Origin of the sequence: Novosphingobium sp. HR1a (assembly GCF_015594425.1) — a bacterium.
In the GTDB taxonomy this organism is placed as follows: Bacteria; Pseudomonadota; Alphaproteobacteria; order Sphingomonadales; family Sphingomonadaceae; genus Novosphingobium; species Novosphingobium resinovorum_A.
The window spans coordinates 1-23,796 of the sequence record NZ_JABXWS010000038.1 but is presented as its reverse complement, the minus strand read 5'-3'; the positions used below and the strand labels follow the sequence as shown (position 1 = coordinate 23,796).

Here is a 23,796-nt window from a genome sequence, read left to right as displayed (position 1 = left end):
TTGTGCCGATGCTCATGGAACTGGTTAGATGCCGCCGTTATGAAATCCGGGCTACAGCTTCGGAAATCCGGAATGCGGACCGCGTATCCCTACGCAACGCTGGTTTCCTGCTATTTTGCGATCACGCAATGCTGCACACAGGACACGCAAAAGGGGGCAAAGCGATTTGCCGCCATACCGGCTGCAACTTCCCTCCCGGTCGCTAGAGATGCTTTTTCCGGATTCATGAAAAAGCCCGACCGTTGCCGGCCGGGCCTTTCCTGAAAGCGATGCCGAAAAGGGATCAGGCCGCGTTGGCGGCGCTCAGAACGGCGCGCACGCTGGCGGTGGCGACGTCCTCGTCGATGCCCACGCCCCATACGGTGCGACCGTCGGGCAGGGCGCATTCGACGTAGGCCGCGGCGCGGGCGTCCGTGCTCTTGCCCATCGAGTGCTCGGCATAGTCCTTGACGTCCAGCTGCACGCCGAAGCTCTCGGCCAGCGTCGCGGTGACGGACGAGATCAGGCCGTTGCCCTTGCCGGACACTGACTGCTCCTTGCCCTCGACGCCGATCTTGCCCGCGAAGACGCGGGTGTTGTCCGGCCCCTTGGCCTCATCCCAGTCGATCAGCTGGAAGCGCTGCTCGCCGCTCAGGCGGTAGGCCTTCTGGAACACGTCCCAGATGTCGCCCGCCTGCAGTTCGCGGCCGAGTTCGTCAGCCAGTTCCTGTACGTGCTTGGAGAAGTGGGCCTGCATCCGCTTGGGCAGCTTGAGGCCCTGGTCCTGCTCGATCACCCAGGCGAAGCCGCCCTTGCCGGACTGCGAGTTGACGCGGATCACCGCCTCGTAGCTGCGACCCAGATCGGCGGGGTCGATCGGCAGATAAGGCACCGACCAGATCTGGTCGTTGCGCTTCTCCTGCGCGGCGAAACCCTTCTTGATCGCGTCCTGGTGCGAGCCCGAGAACGCCGTGAACACCAGTTCGCCGCCGTAGGGGTGACGTTCCGCGACCTTCAACTGGTTGCAGTACTCGACCGTCTGGATCACCTCGTCGATGTCCGAGAAGTCCAGTTCGGGGTTTACGCCCTGCGTGTACATGTTCATCGCCACGGTCACGAGGCAGCAGTTGCCGGTGCGCTCGCCGTTGCCGAACAGGCAGCCCTCGACGCGGTCGGCGCCGGCCATCAGGCCCAGTTCCGCCGCCGCGACGCCGGTGCCGCGATCGTTGTGCGTGTGCAGCGAGATCACCGCCGCATCGCGGTTCGGCAGGTTGCGGCAGAAGTACTCGATCTGGTCCGCGTAGATGTTCGGCGTCGCAGCCTCCACCGTTGCGGGCAGGTTGAGGATGATCGGGTTCTCGGGCGTGGGCTTCAGGATTTCCATCACCGCCTCGCAGCACTCGATCGAGAAATCGAGTTCGGCGGTCGAGAAGGTCTCCGGGCTGTACTCGAAGTGCCACTTGGTCTGCGGGTACTTCGCCGCCTGATCGCGCATGATCTTCGCGCCGGTCTCTGCAATGCCGCGAATCTCGTGGCGCTCCATGCCGAACACGACGTTGCGCCACAGGGGCGAGACGGCGTTGTAGAGGTGGACGATGCCCGCATGCACGCCGGCCAAGCTCTCGAACGTACGTTCGATCAGGTCCTGCCGCGACTGGGTCAGCACCTGCACCAGCACGTCCTCGGGGATGCGATCCTGATCGACGAGGCCGCGGATGAAGTCGAACTCGGTCGCGCCGGCGCTCGGGAAGCCGACCTCGATTTCCTTGAGGCCGACTTTCACCAGCAGGTCGAAGAAGCGGTTCTTCTTCTCCGCGCCCATCGGGTCGATCAGCGCTTGGTTGCCGTCACGCAGGTCGGTGGAGAGCCAGCGGGGCGCCTTGGTGATGACCTGCGAGGGCCACTGGCGGTTCGGCAGGTCGATCTGCGGGAAGGGGCGATACTTGACCGAAGGGTCTTTCAGCATGGTCATGGGGTATTCTCGCTCGGTAATTCGTCTGCAGGCAATGTCGGTTCAGGTCCCCTTGAGCGCCGAGCGCGCCGCAGGCCGACGCACTACTTCACGCCCAAGGGCGGATAAGTCGCAGGGTAAGGCCGAGCAGAAGGGTCATGCCCTCGCCTATGGGCACGCGCGCGCGCCGTGTAAAGAGGCAATGCGGGGACGGCGGCGCAATTTCGCGCGCCGTCGCCGATATGGGCTTGCCGAATGTTGCGCCGGGATCAGGAGCAGTAGAAGCGTTTGATCGCGCCGCTCTCGTCCACGTCGACGTTGAGGCGTTCGGCGCGGTAGTCCATCGTTACCGCCATGCCGGGTTTGATCACGCGGATCGGCTTGTCGCCGCGCTTCGACTGGATGGCGGCGATCGTGGCATCGGTGGCGGGCTGGCCGACATAGCTGGCGAACTGATCGGCGCCGCAGGTCGGTTCGACTTCCGCAGCAGGGGGCGGGGCGGCTTCAGGCGGGGTCTGCGTGGCGCAGGCGGCCAGCGTCATGGCCATGGCTACGGGGGCGATGAAGGCTTTGGGGGACATGGGTGCTCTCCTTTCCCGGCGCGCTAACCTAGCGAAGCTGAACGAGGACGCAACGCGCTATCCGGCGCAGGCGAAGAACACCGTATGCACCTGTTCGCCGTTATGATCGTAGATCGTGAAACGGCGCTGCTTGCGGCAGGTGCGGGTATAGGCATCGACCATCGCCACCGTTGCCTCGTTGAGCGGCGAGGAGGGCAGGGGCGTCTGCGCAACCACGGTCTCCGGACGGGCGGCGAGGATACGGCGCACTTCGCGCCGTTCGTCGAGGCCGGTCCACTCGCGCCCCTCGTAGAGATGCGGCGAAAAGGCGAGCGGGCTGACCGGATCGGCGCCGATCTTGGCATAGAGATAGTTCGGCGCGCCCCATACGAGGAGGCGCTTCTGCGGCGTCTCCCTATCGACGTAGCCGACCAGCGCTGCGGCAGCGGGCCGGGCACGCCAGCGGTCGTGCAAGTGGAAGGTGCCGGACAAGGCAAGGCTCAGCCCGACCACCGCGATGAGGCCCGGCCAGACCGGGCGGCGATGCGCGAAGTACCCGGCGCACAGGATCGCCAGCGGTGCGAGCGCCGACTGTGCGTAATGCACGTAGATGTTGGGGAACGAGAATATCAGCGCCAGCGCGACGAATGCCCAGAGCGCGACCAATCGCGCGATGGGACGTTGCTCTCGCTGCCGGTGCAGCGCGTGGAGCCCGATCCCGGAGAAGACCATTGGAATGCCCAGCATCCCCGCCATCGTGAAAATCCGCTGCACCCGGATAGCCGGGTCGGCATAGCCGCGCGCGAAGTTGGAGGTGGCTATCGCGTTCCACAAGTCGGCAAAGTGCCCGTCCATCCAGTAGAACAGCCCGGTCGCCAGCATCGGCAGGCTACCTGCGAGCGCCAGCAGCCCGGCCCTCCAGGCGACGCCGATGACGGATCGGCCGCTCCGGGCGAGCAACAGGATCGCCGTCAGTCCGAACAGCGCGCCTTCCAGCGCCACCGTCTGCTTGATCGCGATTCCCATCCCGGCGCAGAAGAATCCTGTTAGCAACCCTGCGTCGATGCGCCCTTCGCGCAAGCGATCGAAGCGCGAGAGGAGCAGCCATGCCGCAGCGATGATCAGCGTGTTGAAGAAGACTCCCGCTTCCAGATTGTCGCCCTCGAAGCGGCTGAGCAGCGCGAGATAGGAGAGGGCCGCGAGCATCGCGCTGCCCGGCGTTGCGATCATCCGGGCGATGCGGTTGACGCCGTAGGCCCCCAGCGCCGCCGAGAGCGTGGCCACCAGTTGGTAGGCCAGCATCGTTGGCGAGACGAGAGCGATCGCCGTGAAGATCAGGTAGAGTAGCGGCCCCTTGCGATCCCAGATATCGACGTAAAGCAGGTCGCCCTTGGCCAGCCGCTCGCCGACGAGGGCATAGAACTGGTCGTCGATGCCGAAATTCCACTCGCCCCATGCCGGGCAGCGGATGAGGGCAGCAAAGGCGAGCAGGCAAGTGAACTGGGCAAGGCGGCTGTCGGCGACGATGCGTGCAAGGCGTCCCACGCGTCCGGCATCCGGTGCCTCCATCCTCATGCCCGCCATCGAAATCCCCGCAAATTCACGGGGCTTCATAGTCAAGAAAGTCTTACCATTTGGCGAATGCCGACAACGAGCCGGTGCAGTGGACGTTTCGCAAGGTGGGGCGATAAAACCCAGCTTCCAACCCCGCGCAGGCTGAGCTTGTCGAAGCCCCCTGAGACATGGCGCTGTGCCTCCCATCCTTCGACAAGCTCAGGATGAGCGGGGTGCGTGGAGCAAAAGCAAAGGGCGCCGCCGGTTTCCCGGCGACGCCCTTTGCTTTTGCCTATCCGCGAAGATCAGCCTTCGACGTGCTCGGCAAGCACGGTCAGGCCCGCGTCACCCATTTCGGCGAAGCCGCCGGTGATGCGGATTTCCTCGGGCGCGCCGTTCTCGGTCTTGTAGACCTTCAGGGCGCCATCGGCGATCGTCGACATGAAGGGCGCGTGGCCCGCCAGCACGCCGAACTCGCCTTCGGTGCCGGGGACGACCACCATGTGGACGTCCTCGGAACGGACCAGCTTCGCAGGCGTGACGAGTTCGAAGTGCAGGGGCATATCAGGCGTCCGCCGCCAGCTTCTTGGCCTTCTCGACCGCTTCGTCGATGCCGCCGACCATGTAGAACGCGGCTTCCGGCAGGTGGTCGTACTCACCGTCGACGACGGCCTTGAACGACTTCACGGTGTCTTCCAGCTGGACGAACTTGCCCGAGATGCCGGTGAAAACTTCCGCGACGTGGAACGGCTGCGAGAGGAACTTCTGGATCTTGCGGGCGCGGGCGACCGTGACCTTGTCCTCTTCCGACAGCTCGTCCATGCCGAGAATGGCGATGATGTCCTGCAGCGACTTGTACTTCTGCAGGGTTTCCTGGACGCGGCGGGCAGTCTGGTAGTGCTCGGCACCGACGATGCGCGGCTCGAGAACGCGCGAGGTCGAGTCGAGCGGGTCGACGGCCGGGTAGATGCCCAGCTCCGAGATGGCGCGGTTCAGCGTGGTCGTCGCGTCAAGGTGCGCGAACGAGGCGGCCGGCGCCGGGTCGGTAAGGTCGTCCGCGGGAACGTAGATCGCCTGGACCGAGGTGATCGAACCCTTGGTGGTCGAGGTGATGCGCTCCTGCAGCGCGCCCATGTCGGTCGACAGGGTCGGCTGGTAGCCCACGGCCGAAGGAATACGGCCCAGCAGTGCCGACACTTCTGCACCTGCCTGCGTGAAGCGGAAGATGTTGTCGACGAAGAACAGGACGTCCTGGCCTTCCTGGTCGCGGAAGTATTCGGCCATGGTCAGACCCGACAGGGCGACGCGGGCGCGGGCGCCCGGGGGCTCGTTCATCTGGCCGAAAACGAGGGCGACCTTGGAACCTTCCGAGGTGGCGTTACCTTCGGCGTCCTTGGCGATGACGCCGGCGTCGAGGAACTCGTGGTAGAGGTCGTTGCCCTCACGGGTACGCTCACCGACGCCCGCGAAGACCGAGACGCCGCCGTGGCCCTTGGCGATGTTGTTGATCAGTTCCTGGATGAGAACCGTCTTGCCCACGCCCGCGCCGCCGAACAGGCCGATCTTGCCGCCCTTGGCGTAAGGGGCGAGAAGGTCGATGACCTTGATGCCGGTGACCAGGATCGACGCTTCGGTCGACTGGTCGATGAAGGCGGGAGCCTCGGCGTGGATCGGCGAGAACATGTCCGAGCCGATCGGGCCGCGCTCGTCGATCGGGTCGCCGACGACGTTCATGATGCGGCCGAGGGTCTTGGGGCCGACCGGCACCGAGATCTGCTTGCCGGTGTTGGCGACGGCCTGACCGCGGGTCAGGCCGTCGGTGCCGTCCATCGCGATGGTGCGCACGGTGTTCTCGCCGAGGTGCTGGGCGACTTCGAGAACCAGCTTCTGGCCGTTGTTCTCGGTCTCCAGCGCGGAGAGGATGGCGGGCAGTTCGCCTTCGAAGGTCACGTCGACGACAGCGCCGATGACCTGGCTGATCTTGCCGGTAGTGGTGAGGTTGAGCACGGGTGCAGTGGCCATTTCGGTTTCCTTAGCCTGCGGTTCTTAGAGCGCTTCCGCGCCCGCGATGATTTCGACGAGTTCGGTGGTGATCGCAGCCTGGCGGGTGCGGTTGTAGACGATCGTCAGCTTCTTGATGAGGTCGCCGGCATTGCGCGTGGCGTTGTCCATCGCCGTCATCGACGCACCCTGTTCGGACGCGGCGTTCTCCAGCAGCGCGCCGAAGAGCTGGGTCTTCAGATAGCGCGGGAGCAGGGCGGCGAGGATTTCCTCCTCATCGGGCTCGTATTCGGTGACCGCGTCGGCAGTCTGGGCAACGGCCTTGGGGGCCGGGACCGGGATGATCTGCTGGTCGGTCGGTTCCTGCAGCAGCGCCGAACGGAACTTCGAGTAGAACAGGTGCGCCACGTCGAACTTGCCCGCCTCGTACATCGCGACGAGTTCGTCGGCGACGCGCTCGGCTTCGTCGTAACCGGGGTTACGCACGTCCGAGGTGTCGAACATGTGGGCGATCTGGTTCGGGTGCTCGCGGCGGATCACCGCGCGGCCCTTGCGGCCCACGAGGTAGAACAGCACGGCCTTGCCCTGCGCCTGCAGATCACGCGCCTTGGCGAGGGCCGCCTTGACGATGTTCGAGTTGAACGCGCCGCACAGGCCCTTGTCCGAGTTCGCGACGACGAGCAGGTGCACCTTGTCGCTGCCGGTTCCGGCGAGCAGCTTGGGGCTGTTATCGGAGACGGTGATCTTCGACGCCAGCGATCCCATCACTTCGGCGAGACGCGCCGCGTAAGGGCGAGCGTCTTCCGCGGCGGCCTGCGCCTTGCGCAGCTTGGCCGCGGCGACCATCTGCTTGGCCTTGGTGATCTTCTGGGTCGACTTGACCGAGTTGATGCGGCCTTTGAGTTCCTTGAGCGAAGCCACTCGTTGTTCCTCGTTGCGTCGTCCCGGATCTGGTCCGGGACCGGTGGCAGTCTTTACGCTTGGCCGTTGAGGGCTGCTTCAAGACCGCCTGCGATCCCGGCTTTCGCCGGGATGACGGTTTAACTTAAGCGAACTGCTTGGCGAAGGCGTCGAGCGCGGCCTTGGTCTTGCTCTTGGCTTCGTCGCCGAAGTCCTTGGTCGAGCGGATCAGCGCCAGCACATCGGCATGTTCCGAGTGCATGTAGCTGAGCATCTCGGCCTCGTACTCGGTGACCTTCGAGACCGGCAGGGCGTCGAGGTAGCCGTTGGTGCCGGCGAAGATCGACACGGTCTGCTCTTCGAAGGCGAGCGGCGAGAACTGCTTCTGCTTGAGCAGTTCGGTCAGGCGCGCACCGCGGTTGAGCAGCTTCTGGGTCGAGGCGTCGAGGTCCGAACCGAACTGGGCGAATGCCGCCATTTCGCGGTACTGCGCCAGCTCCAGCTTGATCGAACCGGCGACCTTCTTCATCGCCTTGGTCTGGGCTGCACCACCGACGCGCGACACCGACAGACCCACGTTGATGGCCGGACGGATGCCCTGGTAGAACAGGCCGGTTTCAAGGAAGATCTGGCCGTCGGTGATCGAGATCACATTGGTCGGGATGTAGGCCGAAACGTCGCCAGCCTGCGTCTCGATGACGGGAAGGGCGGTCAGCGAACCGGCACCGTTCTCGTCGTTGAGCTTGGCTGCGCGCTCCAGCAGGCGGCTATGGAGGTAGAACACGTCGCCGGGGTAGGCTTCGCGGCCCGGCGGGCGACGCAGAAGGAGCGACATCTGGCGGTAGGCGACGGCCTGCTTGGAAAGGTCGTCGTACACGATGACGGCGTGCATGCCGTTGTCGCGGAAGAATTCGCCCATCGCGGCGCCGGTGTAGGGCGCGAGGTACTGCAGCGGAGCCGGCTCCGAAGCGGTCGCGGCGACGACGATGGAGTATTCCATCGCGCCGTTCTCTTCGAGCTGACGCACGATCTGCGCGACGGTCGAGCGCTTCTGGCCGACGGCGACGTAGATGCAGTAGAGCTTCTTGCCCTCGTCGTCGCCCTGGTTCGCTTCCTTCTGGTTGATGAAGGTGTCGATGGCGACGGCGGTCTTGCCGGTCTGGCGGTCACCGATGATCAGCTCGCGCTGGCCACGGCCGACGGGAACGAGAGCGTCGATCGCCTTCAGGCCGGTCTGCACGGGCTCGTGCACCGACTTGCGCGGGATGATGCCCGGAGCCTTCGATTCGACGCGGGCGCGCTTGTCGGCAATGATCGGGCCCTTGCCGTCGATCGGGTTGCCGAGCGCGTCGACCACGCGGCCGAGCAGGCCCTTGCCGACGGGAACGTCGACGATGGTGCCGGTACGCTTGACGCTGTCGCCTTCCTTGATCTCGGCGTCCGAGCCGAAGATCACGACGCCGACGTTGTCGGCTTCGAGGTTGAGGGCCATGCCCTGCACGCCGTTCGAGAATTCGACCATCTCGCCGGCCTGGCAGTTGTCGAGGCCGTGGATGCGGGCGATGCCGTCACCGACCGACAGAACCGAACCGACTTCCGAAACCTGGGCTTCGGTGCCGAAGCTGGCGATCTGGTCCTTGATGACCTTCGAGATTTCTGCTGCGCGGATATCCATTGTTCTGCCTTTCTTAGCCCTTCATGGCCTGGGCGAGCGAATTGAGACGGGTGCGGATCGAGCTGTCGATGCGCTTGGAACCGATGGTGACGACGAGGCCGCCGAGCAGTTCCGGATCGACGCTGGTCTTGATCTTGACCTTGCGACCCTCACGCACTTCCAGCTTCTGGCGAAGCTGTTCGACCTGTTCGTCGGAAAGCGCGTGGGCGGATGCGACTTCGGCCGTCGCTTCGCCGCGCTGGGCGGCGGCGATGCTGGCGAAGGCGCGGATGATCTCGGGCAGGGCCGACAGGCGGCGATTGCCTGCCAGAACGCCGAGGAAGTTCTTCGTGAGCGGCGATGTGCCGAGCACGCCCGCGACCGCTTCGATCGCCTTGGCGGCGGCATCGCGGCTGATCTGCGGATTGCGAATCAGCGCGGCAAGCTCGTCGCTCTCGCGCAGGGCCTGGCCGAGGTTGTCGAGGTCGTTCTCAACGGCCGAAACCGAGCCGTTCTCGCTCGCGAGATCGAACAACGCCGAAGCGTAGCGTCCCTGCAAGCTGGCCTTGATGCCTCCGGAATTCTCCACGCCTGTCCTATCCTTACATCGCAGGTGGGTTCGGGTCGGGGACGCAACAACAGCGCGTGCTCCCCCAGCCCGCTGACGGGGCGCGCATAGCGACGATACCGTTACAACGCAAGGTGCCCCTTTGACCCTGGGGACAAAGGACAGGTAAGCCGTTTAAAAGCAAGTGGCGGGAAGCCTCCTTGCGATGCAGTGTGCAATGTCGGGCACGAATTCGCTGCGGAGTATTCCGACGACCCATCGAATCGAGGGTCTGGCCCGGCCCGTGCCGCCAGTTGTATTACGGCCGACAGCCGGAGAACTTGGGCGAAAGGATGCCTCGGTGCATGGCCGTTGATGCCGATCGGTGCTTCTTTGCAGCGTTACTCTGGACGATGCAGACGGCGCAGCGATGCTGGCCATTATGCGATGGCTCGAGCTGAGGCGCCGTCCTTTCGCGGCGAACCGCCGATGCGATATGTCGTTCGACCGCATCGCGCAGTGCGGACCCGTTGGCGGAATGTCGCGCGTCGCCGCAGGGTGGACACTTTGCCATGTTATCCGGTTCACCAGCTGCGCGGATGAAATGGAAAGTTCCAATTGCCGGGCAGCGAAAGGGCACCGACTTCCGGCTTCCGCTCGACAGTCATCGAAACTTCCGCTTCAAGCCTCGGTGCAGGAGCGGGGCCCCGTATGACAAACGCTATCGATGAAGCAGGGCAGGAACGCGGCAAACGGCGGCCGTTTCGCCGCTTTCTTGCGCATCCACTGATGCTTCTGCCGATCGGCGTGGTTCTGGTCGCTCTTGGCGCGATCCTGCCGGGCATCGCCATCAATGCGCTTCATATCGATCGTTCCTCGCCGCTGCGGGCGCTCTCGGGCTTGCTGGTCGGGATTTGCGGACTGCTGGCTTATCATGCCTTCCAGCGCTGGATCGTGCGGGAGCCGCGCGACGGCGTCCGGCCCGGGCGCGCCGGAGGAGAACTGGCAGCGGGCGTGCTGGGCGGTGTGATCCTGTTCAGCCTTGTCGTGGGAGCGGTCGCACTGCTTGGAGGGCTTTCGATCGTCGGGTTGCGAGGCACGGGCGACTTGTGGGTCTGGTTCGGGATCGCATTCTATAGCGGTATGGTGGAGGAGGCCGTGTTCCGCGGCGTCATCCAGCGCCAGCTCGAGGCAGTTTTCGGAACATGGGCGGCGTTGGCGGTGACGTCCGCGTTCTTCGGATTCGCCCACCTCATGAATCCCGGTGCCAGCTTGTTTGCCGCCTTCGCCATCGCCTGCGAGGCGGGGATTCTGCTGGGTGCGGCCTATCTTGTAACACGGCGGCTGTGGGCGCCGATCGGGCTGCACATGGGCTGGAACTTCACGCAGGGGTGGATCTGGTCGATCCCCGTTTCCGGGGGAGGGACGCCGCGCGGGCTGGTGGAGACGCGCCTCAGCGGGCCTGAACTGCTGACCGGCGGGGCGTTCGGGCTCGAAGCCTCGGGCGTGGCGCTGGTGGTGGCGACGATCGCAGGCGTCGCCCTGCTGAGATACGCCTACCGCAAGGGGGAGTTCATGCCGCCGCGCTGGAAGCAGGGTCAGACGAACGAATAGGGATCGATGTCGATGTTCACGCGCACCCCGCGCGGGAACTCGAGCGGATCGAGCCATTCGCGCAAGGTTTTCTGCAGTTCCGCCGAGCGGCGCGCGTTGATCAGCAGGCGGAAGCGATGGCGGCCACGCAGCAGGGAGAGCGGCGCGGGGGCAGGGCCGAGCACCAGCATGTCCGGCAGGTTCGGCGCTGTCCCGCCGATCGCGCGGGCGGCGGATAGCGCCTCGGCCTGATCCTCCGAACTGACGATGATCGCGGCCCAACGCCCGAAGGGCGGCGCCCCGGCGTCGCGGCGGGCTTCGGTCTCGGCGGCATAGAAGGCGTCGCGGTCGCCGTTGGCCAGGGCGGCGATGACGGCGGCTTCGGGGTGGCGGGTCTGGATGAGAACTTCGCCAGGCTTTTCGCCGCGACCGGCGCGGCCGGCTACCTGGGCGATCTGCTGGTAAGTCCTTTCACCGGCTCGCAAATCTCCGCCTTCGAGGCCGAGGTCGGCGTCGACCACGCCCACCAGCGTCAGGTCGGGGAAGTGGTAGCCCTTGGTCACCAGCTGGGTGCCGATGATGACGTCGATCGCCTTGTTTTCCGCCATCGCCACGAATTCGCCGATCGCGGTAGGCGTGTTCATGGTGTCCGATGTAACCAGCGCGGTGCGCGCTTCGGGCAGGATTTCCGCCACTTCGTCGGCGATGCGCTCCACCCCGGGGCCGCAGGCGACGAGGCAGTCGCCGGTGCCGCAGTCGGGGCAGGCTTCCGGCACGGGTGTCTCATGGCCGCAATGGTGGCAGGTTAACCTCTTGGAAAACCTGTGTTCTACCAGCCATGCCGTGCAGTTGGGGCACTGGAAGCGGTAGCCGCAGTTGCGGCACAGGGTCAGCGGCGCATAGCCCCGTCGGTTGAGGAACAGCAGAGACTGCTCGCCCTTGGCCAGCCGGTCCTTCATCGCCTCCACCAGCCTCGGTGCGATCCAGCGGCCGCGTTCGGGGGCCTCTTCGCGCAGGTCGAGGATGTTGATCGCGGGCAATGTCGCGCCGCCGAAGCGCGAGGGCAGGTCAATCTTGCGATAGACCCCGGCTTCGGCCAGTTGCATCGATTCCAGCGCCGGGGTGGCGCTGGCGAGAACTATCGGAATTCCTTCGAATTTCGCGCGCATCACGGCCACGTCACGGGCGTTGTAGCGCACCCCGTCGTCCTGCTTGAACGAGATTTCGTGCGCCTCGTCGACCACGATCAGGCCCAGATTCGCGTAAGGCAGGAATAGCGCAGAGCGGGCACCCACGACGACCTTCGCGGCACCTAACGATACCGCACGCCACGCCCGGCGCCTTTCGCTGGACTTCAAGGACGAATGCCACAGCACCGGCGGCACCCCAAAACGATGCTCGAAGCGGCGCAGGAAATTTTCCGTCAGCGCGATCTCGGGGAGCAGCACCAGCACTTGCCGCTCCATGCGTATCGCTTCGGCGACAGCCTCGAAGTAGCACTCGGTCTTGCCCGAGCCGGTGACGCCGTCGAGCAGGAAGGGGGCGAACTTCTTTGCCTTCACCGCCTCGACGAAAATGTCGGCGGCGTGCTGCTGGATGTCGTTGAGCTTCGGCTCGGCGAATTCCGGGCGGGCAGGGGGATAGGGCCGGTCGAGATCGACCGTCACCGCCTCCAGCAGTCCCGCGCCGACCATGCCGCGCAGCACGCCTTCCGATACGCTGGCGAGTTCCGCCAGCTCGCGGATCGAGCCTTGCTCCCCCTGCAGCGCATCGAGTGCGGCGGCGCGCTGGGGCGTAAGGCGGGCGGGCTCCTCGCCGGTCAGGCGGTATTCGGTGGTCGTGCCGCCGCCGCGCAGCGCCGACATGCTGCCCAGCGCCATGCGCGCCACTGACGACAGCGGGGCGCAGTAGTAATCGGCGGTCCATTCGATCAGCCGCCGCAACCGCTCCGACAGCGGCGGCGCGGGCATCACGCCGAGCAAAGGTCTCAGTTTGCTTTCAGGCACTTCCTGCGCATTTAGGCGTTCTGGTTCCCAGACGATGCCCAACACCTGTCGCGGACCAAGGGGGGCGACGACGATCGATCCGAATTCGATCGTCATTCCCTCCGGCACGCGATAGTCGAGGACGCCCAGCGCGGCGTTGAAGACGAGGAGTCGGACACGTTGCATCTGCGTTCATATAGGCGCGGGCAAACGGGGTCGTGAAGGAGTACGCGCAGATGAATGGGGGATCGAGCATGCAGGCAGTGGGACGACGGGCAGTTTTGGCCGGATTTCTGGCTACGGGCGTCATGGCACTACCGGGCTGCACCACGATCGGGCGGCCCAGCTATACCGATATCATCGAGAACCTGCTGATGCTTTCCAGCCAGCGCGCCTTCGCGCGGCTGACGCAGCCCGACGGTTTCTGGGACAGCCAGGTCGCCCGCATCAACATGCCGGTGCTGTTCGGCCGTCCGGGGTCGGTGGCGCAGAAAATATTCCGCTCGCCGCTGTTCAAGGAAAAGCTCCAGCGCGAACTGAACCGCATCGCCGAGGACGGCGCGCGCGTCGCGGCGCCGATCGTCTACGACGCGGTGCGCTCGCTGACGGTGACCGACGCGCTGGCGCTGCTGCGGGGCGGGGATACTTCGGCGACGACGTTCCTGCGCCAGTCGATGGGCTCCGGCCTCGTCAATGCGATGATCCCCGAACTCGACCGGGTGATGCGCATGGCCGAGGATCCGATCCTCAATACCGCGGTCAATGCGCTGACCGGCGTGAACATGGCGGACGCGGCGCATGCCCTGGCGCTCGAGGCGGACAATGCAATCTGGTACGAGATCGGCGCGCAGGAAGCGGATATCCGCGCGCATCCCGAAAGCACCAATGACGGCGCGCTGATCGCGGCGTTGAAGCTGGCCAAGGGCATTTAATCGATAAACCCCCGTCATCCCAGCGAAAGCTGGGACCGCTGGCCGAGCCAAGCCCAACCCTCGGCGGGGCTGGGTTCGAACGCGCGTTGGCCGTAACAGGCCAGCGGTCCCAGCTTTCGCTGGGATGACGCCGGTTGTGCGCGCATGCCAACACGGGTGGCACCCCGGCGCGGCATTCCCTATAGGGGCGCGCAGAATCGCCGCCCCCATCGCGGCGCCGCAGGGATACGCACGCCATGAAGTTCTTCGCCGACACCGCCGAAATCGCCGACATCAAGGAACTGGCCGACACCGGCCTGCTCGACGGCGTGACCACCAACCCCTCGCTGATCGCCAAGTCGGGCCGTGATTTCATGGAAGTCACCGCCGAGATCTGCAAGCTGACCACCGGCCCCGTCAGCGCCGAAGTCGTCGCGCTCGACCACGCGGGCATGATGCGCGAGGCCGAAATCCTCCGCAAGATCGCCGACAATGTCTGCATCAAGGTGCCGCTTACCATCGACGGCCTCAAGACCTGCAAGGCGCTGACAGGCGAAGGCACCATGGTCAACGTGACGCTGTGCTTCTCGGCCAACCAGGCGCTGCTCGCCGCCAAGGCCGGCGCGACCTTCGTGTCGCCTTTCGTCGGCCGTCACGACGACAACGGCTTCGACGGCATGGCGCTCATCAGCGACATCCGCCTGATCTACGACAACTACAACTTCGCGACCGAGATCCTCGTCGCCTCGGTGCGCCACGGCGTTCACGTTCTGGAAGCCGCGCGCATCGGCGCCGACGTGATGACCGCGCCGCCGTCGGTCATCAAGGGCCTGTTCAAGCACGTCCTGACCGAAAAGGGCATCGAAGGCTTCATGGCCGACTGGGCCAAGACCGGCCAGTCGATCTGACCTGACGGGGCGGGGTCTGCCCACCCCGTCCGGCTAGGCCCTGCGGGCCAAGCCTCCCGGCCCTCCCGCATGCGGGACGGCAAGACGCAGTGCTCTCATTCCCCTCCCGCTTGCGGGAGGGGGCAGGGGTGGGCTTCGGCCTCACGCCCCAAACCACCCCCTCTCACATCGCCCATTTGAGCCAGCCGCGCCAATGCGCTAGGCACCTCGGGCAATGTCCGACGAATCCCCAACCGATCGCTTCAAGTCCGTCCTCACCGGAGCCTCGCGCGCCATCGCGCAGGAGGCGGAGGTCGAAGTGAACTGGACCGCCGATGCGCCCAGTTCCACCGGCAACACCTTCCGCGTGCCGATGCCCGGCCGCAGCCTGCCGCGCGCCGCCGCGATGCAGGCGCGCGGCTTCGCCGACAGCTTCGCGCTCAAGCTGCGGCATCACGACGACAGGCTGCACATGCGCAATGCCCCCGCCGAGCCGACCGCGCGCGCCGCGTTCGATGCGGTGGAGACGGTGCGCTACGAGGCGCTGGGCGCCAATGCCTATGACGGCATGCGCGACAATCTCGATGCCGCGCTGCTGACGCGCATCACGTCCGATCCCATCAGCCGCGCCGACACGCCGGACGCGGTGCCGGTCCCCGCAGCCCTTGCGCTGCTGCTGCGCGAGCGCCTGACCGGTCAGGAAATCCCCGAGATCGCGCGCCCCGGCGTCGAAATGGTCCGCAAGTGGATCGAGCGCAAGGCCGGCACCGACTTCGATGCCCTGGCGAATTCGCTGCACGACCAGAAGGCGTTCCAGAGCCTGTCGCTCGACATGCTGCAGCACCTTGAACTCACCCGCGCGGAGGAAGTGCCGCAGGAACCCACCGACATGGAAGACATGGACGGCGAGGAAGAGACCGAGGAGCAGGAGGAAGGCGGCGAAGAGGGGCAGGACCAGAATCCCGCCGAAATGGCCGCCGAACCCTCGCAGGGCGACGACGAGGGCGAGAGCGAGGCCGAAGGCGAAACCTCCGACGACATGGAGGAGGGCGAAGACGGCCAGGAAGGCGAGGAGGGCATGCTCCCCGTTCGCCCGAACCGTCCATGGACGGACATCCCGGATAGCTTCGACTACAAGGTCTTCACCGAAGCCTTCGACGAAGTCGTCGGCGCCTCCGATCTCTGCGACGAGGAGGAACTGACCCGCCTGCGCGCCTATCTCGATGCGCAGCTCAAGGGCCTGCAGGGCGTGGTGACGCGCCTTGCCAACCGCCTGCAGCGCCGCCTGATGGCGCAGCAGAACCGCTCGTGGGACTTCGACCAGGAAGAGGGCCTGCTCGATGCCGCGCGTCTGGCGCGCGTGGTCGTCTCGCCGGGGCAGTCGCTGTCTTACAAGATCGAGCGCGACGTGGAGTTCAAGGACACCGTCGTCACCCTGCTGCTCGACAATTCCGGCTCGATGCGCGGGCGCCCGATCTCGATCGCGGCGATCAGCGCCGACGTGCTGGCACGCACGCTGGAGCGCTGCGGCGTGAAGGTGGAGGTCCTCGGCTTCACCACCCGCGCGTGGAAGGGCGGGCAGAGCCGCGAGAGCTGGCTGGCGAACGGCAAGCCCGCGCACCCCGGCCGCCTCAACGACCTGCGCCACATCGTCTACAAGAAGGCCGACGAACCCTGGCGCCGCGCCAAGAAGAACCTCGGCCTGATGATGCGCGAGGGGCTTCTCAAGGAGAACATCGACGGCGAGGCGCTGCTCTGGGCGCACAACCGCATGCTGGCGCGTCAGGAGGACCGCCGCATCCTGATGGTCATCTCCGACGGCGCGCCGGTGGACGATTCGACCCTCTCGGTGAACTCGGCGGGCTATCTGGAAGCGCACCTGCGCCGCGTGATCGAATGGATCGAGAGCAAGTCCCCGGTCCAGCTGGTGGCGATCGGCATCGGTCACGACGTGACCCGCTACTACCGCCGCGCCGTGACGATCATGGATGCCGAGCAACTCGGCGGCACGATGATCGAGCAGCTCGCGGGGCTGTTCGAGGAGGAGTGATGCCTGCCGTCCTGACCGTTCAGGGCCAATCTAGCTGGGAGATTTACGAGCCTCCTACCTAAAAAGTCTTACAGGTCGGGCATTGCTTCGAAAATTTCTGTTGCTCCCTCGTAAAGATCGCGCAATTTCAGCGTGAAACGGGGGAATCATAATGATGTATGTGCGACATTTCGTGCGTGCGCTCTTGGCGGGCGTACTAGTTCTGTGTTCTGCGCAAGTCGTTGCTCAGGAAAAGACTGGGAATAAGCCCGGTTTCTCGCTCAAGCCGGGGACCGTGCGGATTGTTCTGATGCGACCCACAATCCGCGTCGGAGAACAGTCCACGGGCGGCATGAACGAACCGAACGCCGACTGGACGGCGCAAGCGCGGGAAAATCTGGGCACGGCGCTCAAGGATGCGCAGGGTCAACTCGGTAATGTCGTCGTCGATTACGACGAGGGCACAAGCAGCGACGGCAGCGTGGTCGGGCAGTACGAGAACCTGTTCGGCACCGTGGCGGATTCGGTGATCGAGTTCCAGTTCTTCCCCGGCAACAGGCTTCCAACCAAGAAGCGCAAGGACACCTTCGAATGGGGCGTCGGCCCCGGCATCGCCGAGATCAGCTCGCTCAAGAATGCCGACTATGCCTTGTTCATCAATACGTACGATTCGTATGGATCAGCGGGCCGCAAGGCACTGCAGATATTCAGCGCGATGGCTGGTGTCAGCGTGACGTCCGGCGTCCATTGGGGCCATGCCGGCCTGGTGGACCTTAAGACCGGTGAATTGGTCTGGCTGAATGCCGACCGCCAGATGGGCGGTGATGTGCGCACGCCCGAAGGCGCGATCAAGCGCGTTACCCAGTTGTTGGAGGGCTTTCCCGGGCGGATGGCCGGCGTGCCGGTAGCGGTGAAGTGAGATGGGCCGCCTGACGGTTGCGTTCGGCGCGGCCGTGGCGGGAGTTCTGCTTGCAGGAACTGCCCCGCCGCCGCCAGCAACGACCCCTTTCTCGACCACGCTTCCGCCTTACGTCCAGGCCTATGAACCCACGACCGTCGATGAACGCGGACTGTGGATGGAGGCTGATGAGCAGGAACGCACGCTGCGCGATTCCGCACTCGTCATGCACGAGGACGACCTCAACCGCTACGTGAAGGGTGTGCTGTGCAAGGCCGTGGGCCAGGAACGCTGCCGCAGCGTCCGGGTCTATGTCCTCGAAGTTCCGCAGTTCAACGCCTCGATGTCGCCAAACGGCACGATGCGGGTGTGGAGCGGCTTGCTGCTCAGGGTGCAGAATGAAGCGGAACTGGCGGCCATTCTCGGCCACGAATTCGCGCATTTCGAGCTGCGCCATGGGCTGCGCGCGTTCAAGCAGGCACGCAGTTCCACCGATGTCGCGGCATGGGTGGGGCTTCTCGGCGCGGCGGCGGGGGTAAGCCCGGCGGCGCTGCAGATGAGCGTGATCGGCGGTATCTACCGCTTCAGCCGAGATCAGGAAGCCGCCGCCGACATGCTCAGCCTCGGCTACATGGCGAATTCGCCTTATCCCAATGCCGCCGCTGCCGACGTGTGGCGTTACGTGATGGGAGAGGACGACGCCCGCTCGATTTCGCGCGGCTTGAAGCCGAAGCAGGCGTATTCGTCGGGGTTCTTCGATACCCATCCGGCTTCGCTGGCCCGCGCGACTTACCTGCAAGAGGAAGCCATGCGCCAACCGCATCCGGGTGACTATGGCGCCAAGGCCTACCGGGATGCGATGCGCCCGTACCTCGCTCGTTTTCTGGCCGCGCAGGTCAAGGCGAACGACTTCGGCGGCAGTGAATACCTGCTCCAGAAGATGTCGGGGGTCGAAGGCTGGACGGGTGATCTGCTGTTTGCACGCGGCCAGCTGTACAGATCGCGGGGCAACCCGCGCGACCTTGCCACCGCCTCGCAATTCTTCCGCGAGGCGATCACCCAGGGCTACACCGAACCGGTCGTCTATCGCGAACTGGGTCTCTCGCTCATGCGCAACGGAGAACAGGCCGACGGCCGCACCGCCCTTCAGGAATACCTCACACGCAGTCCGGATGCCTCCGACCGCGGCATGATCAATGCTTTGGTCGCCACCAAATAGGATTTTGCAAAGATGAAGAAGGTACTTTTGGTTCTGCTTGCCGCGCTGGCGATGCAAGCTCCTGCGGTCCACGCCAATTCGCTGATCGCGGCAGGCCCGACCGCCAAGATCGCCAAGTCGTCGATCGCGTCCTCTCCGGACGGCGAGTGGAACAAGCTGAGCTTCAGCGGCGGACCGAATGTCGAAGTCTGGACGCGCGACGGCGACAACCTCAACAAGGTCTCGTTCTTCGGCGGCGTGGCTGCCGGCATGCCCATCTATCGGGAAGCCAACAAGAAGAAAGCGCCGCTCCCGAAGGTTGATGGTGCCATGCTTTTGCCCGACATTCCTCTGCTGCTCGAATCCACCTATCGCGCGCGGTTCCAGGTCAACCGCATGGCGATCGACAGTCAGGACGTGACGACGGCAGGTGGAAGGCAGGCAATTCGCTTCACGTATTCGTACGTTCGCGACGAGGATGGCGTGGAGCGCAAGGGCGAGGCCATCGGTACGATGGTCGACAAGAAGCTCTACCTTGTCACCTACGAGGCGCCTTCGATCTATTACTTCGGCAAGGATCTGGAGGCGTACCACAAGATCGTGGACTCGCTGAAGTTCTGACCCTGCGGTATGGGGGCGGCGCCTTGCGCTGCTCCTATACCTGCCATCGGCTTGACTGCCGCGCCGGGCTGCCTATTCGGCAAGGCATGACCGACGCATCCCAGCTGACGCTGTTCAACAGCCTGACCCGCAAGCTCGAAATGTTCGAGCCCGTCCACCCGGGCGAGGCGCGCGTCTATACTTGCGGGCCGACGGTCTACAACTACCCACACATCGGCAACATGCGCGCCTATGTCTTCGCGGACATTCTGGGTCGGACGTTGAGCCACAAGGGTTACAAGCTCACCCACGTCATCAACATCACCGACGTCGGCCACCTGACCGACGATGCCGATGCGGGCGAGGACAAGATGGAGAAGATGGCGCGCACGCAGTCCCAGTCCATCTGGGACATCGCGGAGCATTACACGCAGGCCTATTGGGCCGACATCAAGGCGCTGGGCATCCGCCAGCCGGCGAAGTGGTCGATCGCCACGGACTACGTGCCGCAGATGATCGCATTCGCCGAGAAGATCGCGCCAATCCATTGTTATGAATTGGAAAGCGGCCTCTATTTCGACGTCTCCACCGTCGCCGATTACGGCCGCCTCGCCCGCGCCGTCACCGAGGAGGGCGAGGGCCGCATCGAGGCCGTCGAGGGCAAGCGCAACGCCGCCGACTTCGCGATCTGGCGCAAGACGCCCAAGGGCGAGAAGCGGCAAATGGAATGGGATTCGCCCTGGGGCAAAGGCGCGCCGGGCTGGCATCTCGAATGCTCGGTGATGAGCGGCGACCTGCTCGGGTTTCCGTTCGACATTCACACCGGTGGCATCGACCACCGCGAGATCCACCACCCCAACGAGATCGCCCAGAACCAGGCGTTCTGCTGCAACCCCGGAGACTCCTGCGGTCTCGACGTGCCCGCAAATTCCGGCGCCAAGGTGTGGATGCACAACAATTTTCTTGTCGAGCGCTCAGGCAAGATGAGCAAGTCGTCAGGCGAATTCCTGCGGCTGCAATTGCTGATCGACAAGGGCTACCACCCGCTCGGCTACCGCATGATGTGCCTGCAGGCGCATTACCGCAGCGAGCTGGAATTCAGCTGGGAAGGTCTCGCGGCCGCACTGGTGCGTCTCAAGCGCATGATCATCGTCGCCGAGCGTCTTGCCGACGTGGAAGCGGGCGAACCATCGCATCCCAAGCTCGCGCCGATGCTCGAAACTTTCGAGAAGGCGATCGGCGAAGACCTCAATACCGCGATCGCGCTGACCGCGCTGGAAGAGGTGTTGGCCGCGAAGAAGGTCGATCCCGCCGCCAAGCGCGCCGTGGTCGAGGCAATGGACGCGGTGCTCGGGCTCGACCTGTTCGGCACCGCGCGCGCCGATCTGCGCCTGCGTCCCAAGACGGCGGCAATTACCGAGGCGGAGATCGAGGACGTGCTCGCCGCCCGCAAGCAGGCGCGTGCCGACAAGGACTTCGCGACGTCCGACGCCCTGCGTGACGAACTTGCCGCCAAGGGTGTCGAGGCGATGGACGGCGATCCGCTCGGCTGGGAATGGAAGCTGGCCTGATTGTTGCCATGAACGCAAGGGCGGATGCCGAACCCGCCCTTGTCTTCCCGCGCGGATGCTCCGAGGCTGGCAAGCTATTGTAGTTGCCCGGATTAGGAGTGCCCCATGACCGCCGCGCTGATCAATGCCAACTCGCGCCCATGGCTGGAGGGCAAGCTGCCCGAAGGCGTCGAGCCGCTGTGGTTCGAGGATGCCGACCAACTCATGGCGCTGGCACCTCGCGCCGAAGTGGCATGGCTGGATATGATCGCACCGCCCAAGGCCCGCGAGGCATTGCCCCTGATGACCGGGCTCAAGTGGTATTGCGCCATGTCCTCGGGCGTGGACTGGCTGCCGCTCGACCTTTTCCGGGAGCGCGGCGTCGCGCTGACCAATGGCGCGGGAATCCATGCGCAGAGCGTATCCGAATATGCGCTCATGGGCATGCTGACGATGGCCAAGGGCTGGCGCGAGGTCGTGCGGGCGCAGGATCGCCACGAATGGCTGCCCGATTCGCCGGGCAAGCGCGAGTTGCTGGACAGCGAAGTGCTGGTGATCGGCGCGGGCGAGATCGGCGCGAAGATCGCCGGGATGCTGTGTGTATTCGGCGCCAAAGTCACCGCCGCGCGCCGCACGCCGGGTGAAGGCGAACTCGGGCAGGACGAATGGCAGGGCGCGCTCGGGCGGTTCGACTGGGTGATCCTGATCGTCCCCTCGACGCCGCAGACGACCGGCATGTTCGGCGCGGAGCAGTTCGCGGCGATGAAGCCGGGCGCGGTCCTGCTCAATTTCGCGCGCGGTACGGTGATTGACCAGCACGCGCTGCTCGCCGCGATCGATTCGGGGCATCTGGGTGGGGCGTTCCTCGACGTGACTACGCCCGAGCCGCTGCCCTCGGACCATCCGCTGTGGTCGCGCGAGAACGTGCATATCTCCATGCACTTGTCCGGCCGCGCGCAGGATGCATTGTTCGCGCGCGGCTCGGCGCGGTTTCTCGGTAACCTCGGGCGCTATTTACGCGGAGAGCCGCTGGCGCATCAGGTCGATCTCGCGCAGGGTTACTAGCTCTGCTTGCCCCCGCCTGATATTTTCTACGGCGAGGCTGATTAATTCATCAGGGACGGTCCTGAACAGAATCGCGTATCAGCCTCGATCAAGACGGCCGGGCATCAGGGACCGGCGGCAGGAAGAGGGAAAGCTGGATCATGGCCGAGAGCGACAAGCGCAAGGCGTCGGACCTGTTCATCGAATGTCTCGAGCAGGAAGGTGTCGAGTATATCTTCGGCGTGCCGGGCGAGGAAAACCTCGATTTTCTGGATTCGCTGTCGCGTTCGAAGCAGATCAAGCTGATCCTGACGCGTCACGAACAGGGCGCGGGGTTCATGGCCGCCACTTACGGGCGCCACACGGGCAAGGCTGGTGTCTGCCTCTCGACGCTGGGGCCGGGGGCGACGAATTTCGTCACCGCTGCCGCTTATGCGACGCTCGGCGGCATGCCGATGCTGATGATCACCGGCCAGAAGCCGATCAAGAAGTCGAAGCAGGGCCGCTTCCAGATCCTCGACGTCGTCTCGATGATGCAGCCCATCACCAAGTATGCGCACCAGATGGCGTCCTCGGACAATATTCCGAGCCGCGTGCGCGAGGCGTTCCGCATCGCCGAGGAAGAAAAGCCCGGCGCGGCGCATATCGAACTGCCTGAGGACATCGCCGACGAGCACACCGATTCGCGCCCCGTTCCGCGCTCGATCGTGCGGCGCCCGACGGCGGACGTGAAATCGATCGTCCAGGCCGTCGATGCCCTGCAGACGGCGAAGCGTCCCGTTCTCGTGATCGGCGCAGGCGCGAACCGCAAGATGACCAGCAAGATGTTGAGCGAGTTCGTCGAGAAGACCGGCATTCCGTTCCTCACCACCCAACTCGGCAAGGGCGTGATCGACGAGCGCCATCCCAAGTTCCTGGGCTGCGCTGCGCTGTCCTCGGGCGATTTCGTGCACCGCGCGATCGAGGACGCCGACTGCATCGTCAACATCGGCCACGACGTGATCGAGAAGCCGCCGTTCTTCATGCACAACGACGGCACCCGCGATGACCGCACGGTGATCCACATCTCGACCAAAACGGCCGAGGTGGATCCGGTCTACTTCCCGCACATCGAGGTGATCGGCGACATCGCCAACGCCATGTGGCAGATCAAGGAGGCGATCACGCCTTCGCCCAAGTGGAACTTCGATTCAATGCTGCGCTTCCGCGCCGCCGAGGTCGAGCACACCGCGAAGCTGGCGGCGGACGAGCGATTCCCGATCTTCCCGCCCCATGCCGTGCAGCAGGTGCGCGACGCGCTGCCCGACGATGCGATCGTCTGCCTCGACAATGGCGTCTACAAGCTGTGGTTCGCGCGCGGCTATTGCGCGATGAAGCCCAACACGGTGCTGCTCGACAACGCGCTGGCGACGATGGGGGCAGGGCTGCCCTCGGCGATGGCGAGCGCGATGGTCTATCCCGAGCGCAAGGTCTTCGCGGTCTGCGGCGACGGCGGGTTCATGATGAACAGCCAGGAGATGGAGACGGCGGTGCGCCTCGGTCTCAACCTGACGGTGCTGATCCTGAACGACAATGCCTATGGCATGATCCGCTGGAAGCAGGCCAACATGGGCTTTGCGGACTTCGGGCTGAACTATGGCAACCCGGACTTCGTGCAGTATGCGCAGAGCTACGGCGCCAACGGCTACCGGGTTGAGAGCGCCGCGCACCTCAAGGAACTGCTCGCGCACTGCCGCGATACGCCGGGCGTGCATCTGATCGACTGCCCGGTCGATTATTCCGAGAACGATCGCATCCTGAATACCGAGATCAAGGAACTCTCGCGCGCGCTCTGAAGGCGCTCATCCTCCCTGTCGCGTAGCGATGGGGAGGTGGCAGTCGCGCAGCGACTGACGGAGGGGGCTTTGAGCGCGCTTNCCNCCCNCNCNCNCGCGCNCGCGCGCGCGCGCGCGCGC

At 65.0% G+C, this 23,796-nt stretch carries 19 protein-coding genes; 10 read left to right on the top strand and 9 right to left on the bottom strand.

What is annotated here, in order from left to right:
- Window positions 1-283: 283 nt before the first annotated feature.
- The 8 genes from leuA to HWN72_RS08790 all read right to left on the bottom strand — a co-directional run bounded on the left by leuA (window position 284) and on the right by HWN72_RS08790 (window position 9,188).
- Window positions 284-1,951 carry a 2-isopropylmalate synthase gene (gene leuA / locus HWN72_RS08825; protein WP_211150045.1) on the bottom strand — a complete coding sequence of 556 codons (1,668 nt, stop codon included), beginning with the start codon at window positions 1,949-1,951 and terminating at the stop codon, window positions 284-286.
- 248 nt (window positions 1,952-2,199) lie between these two features.
- A complete protein-coding gene (locus HWN72_RS08820; protein ID WP_008830027.1) occupies window positions 2,200-2,511 on the bottom strand; it encodes an I78 family peptidase inhibitor in 312 nt (103 codons plus the stop codon).
- A gap of 57 nt (window positions 2,512-2,568) precedes the next feature.
- The gene (locus HWN72_RS08815; protein WP_008830028.1) at window positions 2,569-4,074 is read right to left on the bottom strand and encodes a hypothetical protein; all 1,506 of its coding nucleotides are present in this window, start codon (window positions 4,072-4,074) and stop codon (window positions 2,569-2,571) included.
- Between the two features lie 275 nt (window positions 4,075-4,349).
- Window positions 4,350-4,607, bottom strand: coding sequence for an ATP synthase F1 subunit epsilon (locus tag HWN72_RS08810; RefSeq protein ID WP_211150044.1), 258 nt, complete (start codon window positions 4,605-4,607; stop codon window positions 4,350-4,352).
- 1 nt (window position 4,608) lies between these two features.
- Window positions 4,609-6,066 carry a F0F1 ATP synthase subunit beta gene (atpD, locus tag HWN72_RS08805; RefSeq protein ID WP_211150043.1) on the bottom strand — a complete coding sequence of 486 codons (1,458 nt, stop codon included), beginning with the start codon at window positions 6,064-6,066 and terminating at the stop codon, window positions 4,609-4,611.
- A gap of 24 nt (window positions 6,067-6,090) precedes the next feature.
- Window positions 6,091-6,966: a F0F1 ATP synthase subunit gamma gene (locus tag HWN72_RS08800; RefSeq protein ID WP_036524369.1), complete on the bottom strand. Its 876-nt coding sequence runs from the start codon at window positions 6,964-6,966 to the stop codon at window positions 6,091-6,093.
- 124 nt (window positions 6,967-7,090) lie between these two features.
- Window positions 7,091-8,620, bottom strand: a complete 1,530-nt coding sequence (gene atpA / locus HWN72_RS08795) for a F0F1 ATP synthase subunit alpha (protein WP_008830031.1) — start codon at window positions 8,618-8,620, stop codon at window positions 7,091-7,093.
- A gap of 13 nt (window positions 8,621-8,633) precedes the next feature.
- Window positions 8,634-9,188: a F0F1 ATP synthase subunit delta gene (locus tag HWN72_RS08790; protein WP_008830032.1), complete on the bottom strand. Its 555-nt coding sequence runs from the start codon at window positions 9,186-9,188 to the stop codon at window positions 8,634-8,636.
- Between the two features lie 669 nt (window positions 9,189-9,857).
- Between HWN72_RS08790 and HWN72_RS08785 the strand changes: the two genes are divergently transcribed.
- Window positions 9,858-10,760 carry a CPBP family intramembrane glutamic endopeptidase gene (locus tag HWN72_RS08785; protein WP_211150042.1) on the top strand — a complete coding sequence of 301 codons (903 nt, stop codon included), beginning with the start codon at window positions 9,858-9,860 and terminating at the stop codon, window positions 10,758-10,760.
- On the opposite strand, the gene HWN72_RS08780 is transcribed toward HWN72_RS08785, so the two are convergent.
- A complete protein-coding gene (locus HWN72_RS08780) occupies window positions 10,745-12,910 on the bottom strand; it encodes a primosomal protein N' (protein ID WP_211150041.1) in 2,166 nt (721 codons plus the stop codon). The genes HWN72_RS08785 and HWN72_RS08780 overlap by 16 nt on opposite strands.
- Before the next feature lie 50 nt (window positions 12,911-12,960).
- Between HWN72_RS08780 and HWN72_RS08775 the strand changes: the two genes are divergently transcribed.
- From HWN72_RS08775 to HWN72_RS08735, 9 genes are all read left to right on the top strand, one after another.
- Entirely contained in the window at window positions 12,961-13,656 is a 696-nt protein-coding gene (locus tag HWN72_RS08775) for a DUF4197 domain-containing protein (protein ID WP_248005890.1), read from the top strand.
- A gap of 236 nt (window positions 13,657-13,892) precedes the next feature.
- Window positions 13,893-14,543, top strand: coding sequence for a fructose-6-phosphate aldolase (gene fsa, locus HWN72_RS08770; protein ID WP_211150040.1), 651 nt, complete (start codon window positions 13,893-13,895; stop codon window positions 14,541-14,543).
- A gap of 214 nt (window positions 14,544-14,757) precedes the next feature.
- A complete protein-coding gene (gene cobT / locus HWN72_RS08765) occupies window positions 14,758-16,572 on the top strand; it encodes a cobaltochelatase subunit CobT (RefSeq protein ID WP_211150039.1) in 1,815 nt (604 codons plus the stop codon).
- Between the two features lie 289 nt (window positions 16,573-16,861).
- Window positions 16,862-17,470 carry a hypothetical protein gene (locus HWN72_RS08760; RefSeq protein WP_008830038.1) on the top strand — a complete coding sequence of 203 codons (609 nt, stop codon included), beginning with the start codon at window positions 16,862-16,864 and terminating at the stop codon, window positions 17,468-17,470.
- Between the two features lies 1 nt (window position 17,471).
- The gene (locus HWN72_RS08755; protein ID WP_211150038.1) at window positions 17,472-18,668 is read left to right on the top strand and encodes a M48 family metallopeptidase; all 1,197 of its coding nucleotides are present in this window, start codon (window positions 17,472-17,474) and stop codon (window positions 18,666-18,668) included.
- A gap of 12 nt (window positions 18,669-18,680) precedes the next feature.
- A complete protein-coding gene (locus tag HWN72_RS08750) occupies window positions 18,681-19,268 on the top strand; it encodes a hypothetical protein (RefSeq protein WP_008830040.1) in 588 nt (195 codons plus the stop codon).
- An 86-nt stretch (window positions 19,269-19,354) separates the two neighbouring features.
- Window positions 19,355-20,818, top strand: coding sequence for a cysteine--tRNA ligase (gene cysS, locus HWN72_RS08745; RefSeq protein WP_008830041.1), 1,464 nt, complete (start codon window positions 19,355-19,357; stop codon window positions 20,816-20,818).
- Between the two features lie 105 nt (window positions 20,819-20,923).
- A complete protein-coding gene (locus tag HWN72_RS08740) occupies window positions 20,924-21,862 on the top strand; it encodes a D-2-hydroxyacid dehydrogenase (RefSeq protein WP_008830042.1) in 939 nt (312 codons plus the stop codon).
- A gap of 140 nt (window positions 21,863-22,002) precedes the next feature.
- Window positions 22,003-23,676, top strand: coding sequence for an acetolactate synthase large subunit (locus HWN72_RS08735; protein ID WP_008830043.1), 1,674 nt, complete (start codon window positions 22,003-22,005; stop codon window positions 23,674-23,676).
- Window positions 23,677-23,796 lie beyond the last annotated feature (120 nt).

What these genes read in the sequence shown, in the direction of transcription:
- atpA (WP_008830031.1), bottom strand. Translation starts at nt 8,620, where the DNA reads ATGGATATCCGCGCAGCAGAAATCTCGAAGGTCATCAAGGACCAGATC.
- HWN72_RS08785 (WP_211150042.1), top strand. Translation starts at nt 9,858, where the DNA reads ATGACAAACGCTATCGATGAAGCAGGGCAGGAACGCGGCAAACGGCGG.
- cysS (WP_008830041.1), top strand. Translation starts at nt 19,355, where the DNA reads ATGACCGACGCATCCCAGCTGACGCTGTTCAACAGCCTGACCCGCAAG.
- HWN72_RS08755 (WP_211150038.1), top strand. Translation starts at nt 17,472, where the DNA reads ATGGGCCGCCTGACGGTTGCGTTCGGCGCGGCCGTGGCGGGAGTTCTG.
- HWN72_RS08750 (WP_008830040.1), top strand. Translation starts at nt 18,681, where the DNA reads ATGAAGAAGGTACTTTTGGTTCTGCTTGCCGCGCTGGCGATGCAAGCT.
- atpD (WP_211150043.1), bottom strand. Translation starts at nt 6,066, where the DNA reads ATGGCCACTGCACCCGTGCTCAACCTCACCACTACCGGCAAGATCAGC.
- HWN72_RS08760 (WP_008830038.1), top strand. Translation starts at nt 16,862, where the DNA reads ATGCGACCCACAATCCGCGTCGGAGAACAGTCCACGGGCGGCATGAAC.
- HWN72_RS08735 (WP_008830043.1), top strand. Translation starts at nt 22,003, where the DNA reads ATGGCCGAGAGCGACAAGCGCAAGGCGTCGGACCTGTTCATCGAATGT.
- HWN72_RS08810 (WP_211150044.1), bottom strand. Translation starts at nt 4,607, where the DNA reads ATGCCCCTGCACTTCGAACTCGTCACGCCTGCGAAGCTGGTCCGTTCC.
- HWN72_RS08815 (WP_008830028.1), bottom strand. Translation starts at nt 4,074, where the DNA reads ATGGCGGGCATGAGGATGGAGGCACCGGATGCCGGACGCGTGGGACGC.
- HWN72_RS08820 (WP_008830027.1), bottom strand. Translation starts at nt 2,511, where the DNA reads ATGTCCCCCAAAGCCTTCATCGCCCCCGTAGCCATGGCCATGACGCTG.
- HWN72_RS08740 (WP_008830042.1), top strand. Translation starts at nt 20,924, where the DNA reads ATGACCGCCGCGCTGATCAATGCCAACTCGCGCCCATGGCTGGAGGGC.
- fsa (WP_211150040.1), top strand. Translation starts at nt 13,893, where the DNA reads ATGAAGTTCTTCGCCGACACCGCCGAAATCGCCGACATCAAGGAACTG.
- HWN72_RS08780 (WP_211150041.1), bottom strand. Translation starts at nt 12,910, where the DNA reads ATGCAACGTGTCCGACTCCTCGTCTTCAACGCCGCGCTGGGCGTCCTC.
- HWN72_RS08775 (WP_248005890.1), top strand. Translation starts at nt 12,961, where the DNA reads ATGAATGGGGGATCGAGCATGCAGGCAGTGGGACGACGGGCAGTTTTG.
- cobT (WP_211150039.1), top strand. Translation starts at nt 14,758, where the DNA reads ATGTCCGACGAATCCCCAACCGATCGCTTCAAGTCCGTCCTCACCGGA.
- leuA (WP_211150045.1), bottom strand. Translation starts at nt 1,951, where the DNA reads ATGACCATGCTGAAAGACCCTTCGGTCAAGTATCGCCCCTTCCCGCAG.